Annotated in this window: 3 protein-coding genes; all 3 read left to right on the forward strand. The window is 66.6% G+C overall.

The window, feature by feature from the left end:
- Positions 1-121: 121 nt before the first annotated feature.
- Positions 122-310 carry a D-alanyl-D-alanine carboxypeptidase family protein gene (locus tag KZA10_RS10165; protein WP_256934687.1) on the forward strand — a complete coding sequence of 63 codons (189 nt, stop codon included), beginning with the start codon at positions 122-124 and terminating at the stop codon, positions 308-310.
- Positions 311-462: 152 nt separating this feature from the next.
- Positions 463-1,626 carry an acyl-CoA dehydrogenase family protein gene (locus tag KZA10_RS10170; protein WP_017831375.1) on the forward strand — a complete coding sequence of 388 codons (1,164 nt, stop codon included), beginning with the start codon at positions 463-465 and terminating at the stop codon, positions 1,624-1,626.
- A gap of 207 nt (positions 1,627-1,833) precedes the next feature.
- Positions 1,834-3,216: an HNH endonuclease signature motif containing protein gene (locus KZA10_RS10175; protein ID WP_256934688.1), complete on the forward strand. Its 1,383-nt coding sequence runs from the start codon at positions 1,834-1,836 to the stop codon at positions 3,214-3,216.
- The last annotated feature ends 76 nt before the right edge of the window (positions 3,217-3,292 follow it).

Consider the following 3,292-nt stretch of genomic DNA (forward strand, 5'->3'; position numbering starts at 1 on the left):
CGTGCGGATCAGAACAGATTACAACTGAGGTTGAGGCCGTAAAGGCAACCAAGTCCTGGTCGTTATCGAAGGAGAGAGCATCGAGTTCCTTGGCCAATTCACTCGAGGCACTCGAGCCGGGTTGTGCGCCTGGGAGTACGGATTCATCGTGCGCTACGAGCAGGTCGGCACCCCGGTCACGGGGTATGCGCCGGAGCCGTGGCACCTCCGCTATGTCGGCGTCGACCTCGCCGCCGCCTATCACGAGGGTGGATTCCACACGCTCGAGGAGTTCTTCGCGCTGCCGGCCGCCCCCGACTACGCGCACTGAATCGGCGCGGAACGCCACGGTTGCGGCATCCGACAACCGCGGTATCCAGTGTCACGTTTTATGGGATGCATTCTCACAACGTCCTGTCCTGGACCGGTCGTGCGACGTAGAATCGCCGGAGCAACGATGCATGAGACGTTCAGGAGGACGGCATGGAACGCGACATCTACGACGAGGATCACGAGGCATTCCGGGACCTGGTCAAGGACTTCGTCAAGCGCCACGTGACGGGCGAAGCTATCGAGCGGTGGGACGCCGCGGGGGAGATCGACCGGGCGACGATGCTGGCTGCCGGCGAGGCGGGTCTGATCGGCCTGTCGGTCCCGGAGGAGTTCGGTGGCGCCGGCATGCTGCAGGACTACCGCTTCCGCACGATCGTGATGGAGGAGGTCATCGCCTCCGGCGCGGGTTCGCTGGCCGGTGCCTTCGGCATCCAGGACGACCTGGCCGTGCCCTACCTCGTGCACATGGGAACGCAGGAGCAGAAGGAGAAGTGGCTGCCTCGCATGGCCACGGGTGAGGTGCTCGGCGCGCTCGCCATGACTGACCCTGGTGCGGGTTCGGATCTGCGTGGCATCAAGACCAACGCCAAGAAGGTCGACGGCGGCTACATCCTCAACGGTGCGAAGACGTTCATCTCCTCCGGTACGACGGCCGACGTCGTCGTGACCTTCGTCAAGACCGGTGAAGGCAACCGTCCCGACGCCTTCAGCCTGCTGCTCGTGGAGAAGGGCATGGAGGGCTTCGACCAGGGCAAGAAGCTCAGCAAGATGGGCTTCCACGGCTGGGACACGGCCGAGCTCAGCTTCACCGACGTGTTCGTCCCCGACGAGAACCTCATCAGCGGGAAGGAGGGTCAGGGCTTCATCCAGCTGATGCTGAACCTGCCGCTCGAGCGTCTCTCGATCGGCGTCGCCGCAGCCGCAGCCGCGCAGGCCGCCCTCGACTGGACCGTCGCCTACACGAAGGACCGCGAGGCGTTCGGCGAGCGCATCGCCGACTTCCAGAACACCCGCTTCCGGCTCGCCGACATGGCCGCGACCACGGACGCGATGTGGGCGTACATCGACCGCGCGTTGCTCGCCTACAAGAACAGCACGCTCACCGCCGAGGATGCCGCGAAGGTCAAGTTCTGGGCTACCGAGCGCGAGTGGGAGGTGCTCGACACGGGCGTGCAGCTGCACGGCGGTTACGGCTACATCATGGAGTACCCGATCGCCCGCGCCTTCACCGATGCTCGCGTGCACCGCATCTACGGCGGCACGAACGAGATCATGCGCGATCTCGTCGGCCGTCAGATCGTCGGCAAGCGCTGACGTCACCTACGCAGAAGAGGCCCCGGATGCGACATCCGGGGCCTCTTCCTGTCCCTGCTGTATCGCCGGACCTCGGTGCCACCAGGCATTCGGAGCGACGCACTCCTGGCGGCTGACTCGGTGCTCGGTCTTCACGACATGCTGGTCGTACCGGCATTCAATAGAACATAACTTCGAATGTCGAGACCGTTCGCGGTAGAATCGAGTATGTCGAAATTGACCGCGTTGCACGAGGCGATGTCACGCCTCGATGAGGCGTGGTCAGATGCCGGTGACTCCGGGGAGCTGTCCCGCGAGCAGCTGATCGAGGTGAGCGCGTCCATTGGGGTGCTGCGGCGTCGGTTGGATGCCGTGCATGTGTCGGTGGCGGCGTGCATCTCCCGCGAGTCGCGTCCAGAGCTCGGGGCGGAGAGCCTGGCCAAGCAGCAGGGCTACCGCAGCCCGGCGACGTTGATCGCGGCAGCCACGGGGGTGTCGACCGGTGATGCGTCGCGCCTCGTCAAGGTGGGAGAGGCGACGGCACCCCGGAGCGACCTTCTGGGTGCGCGTCTGCCGGCGAAGTATCCGCTGGTGAGCGAGGCGCTGGATTCGGGGGCGCTCGGTGCTCCCGCCGCCGCGATGATCATCGGGTTGCTCGATCGTTGTCGGATCGCCACGGGGGTGGAGCGTGTCGTCGAAGCCGAGCGCATGCTGGCGGAGAAGGCGGCAGGTCTGGCACTCGACCATGTGCGAAAGCTCGTGGTCCGTGCAGAAGCATGGCTCGATCCGGATGGTCTGGAGCCTCGGGAGGAAGAGCGCCGCGGCAGGCGCGCGCTGACACTGTTCGAGCGTGAGGGAATGGTGCATCTGAACGCGGTGCTCGATGTCGAGACCGCTGCGCCGGTGGTCACCGCGATCCGGGGCTATGTGACCGCCGTGTTCGCCGCGCGGAAAGACGCGCCCGATGCGGAGGCGCCCGATGCGGATCGGCGGACGGTGCCGATGATCCAGGCCGATGCTCTCGCGGTGTTCTGCGCGCACGTGCTGGGGTGCGAGCAGCGGGCGCCGGTCGCCGGTGCGACGGTGATCGTGCGGATGAACCTCGACGATCTGGAGGCCGGCACGGGGTCGGCGACCGTGGACGGGGTCGATCAGCCGGTCAGCGTCGGGGCCGCGCGGCGGATGGCGGCCGGGGGTGGCGTGATCCCGTGTGTTCTCGGCGGAGACAGCGAGATCCTCGATTGGGGACGGGAGAAGCGGTTGTTCACCCGGGCACAACGGCTGGCGCTGGTGGAGCGTGATGGGGGATGCGCGATGTGCGGGTTGCCGCCGGAGATGACGAGGGCGCATCACATTCGATGGTGGAGACGAGACCACGGGCCGACCGATCTCTCCAACGGGGTGCTGCTGTGCGAAACGTGTCACCATCGCATCCACGACAACGGGTGGCAGATCCGCATCGATACTGCTGGGAGCGGGAGCGGGAGCGGGAGCGGGAGCGGGAGCGGGATCGGTGCGGCGGGGCGGGTGTGGTTCATTCCGCCGCGATACGTCGACTCTGCGCGAACCCCGAGGCTCGGAGGCCGCGCACGCTTCGACATCGCGGCCTGACCACGTCGCTGCCTGACCACGTCGCTGTCTGACGACGTCGCGGCTCGACGTCACGGCCCGGCGATGTCACCGCCCG

Source organism: Microbacterium sp. BF1, assembly GCF_019279095.1.
Lineage (GTDB): Bacteria > Actinomycetota > Actinomycetes > Actinomycetales > Microbacteriaceae > Microbacterium > Microbacterium maritypicum.

Excerpts from the sequence above, each read along its gene's own strand:
- KZA10_RS10170 (WP_017831375.1), top strand. The coding sequence starts at position 463 with ATGGAACGCGACATCTACGACGAGGATCACGAGGCATTCCGGGACCTG.
- KZA10_RS10175 (WP_256934688.1), top strand. The coding sequence starts at position 1,834 with ATGTCGAAATTGACCGCGTTGCACGAGGCGATGTCACGCCTCGATGAG.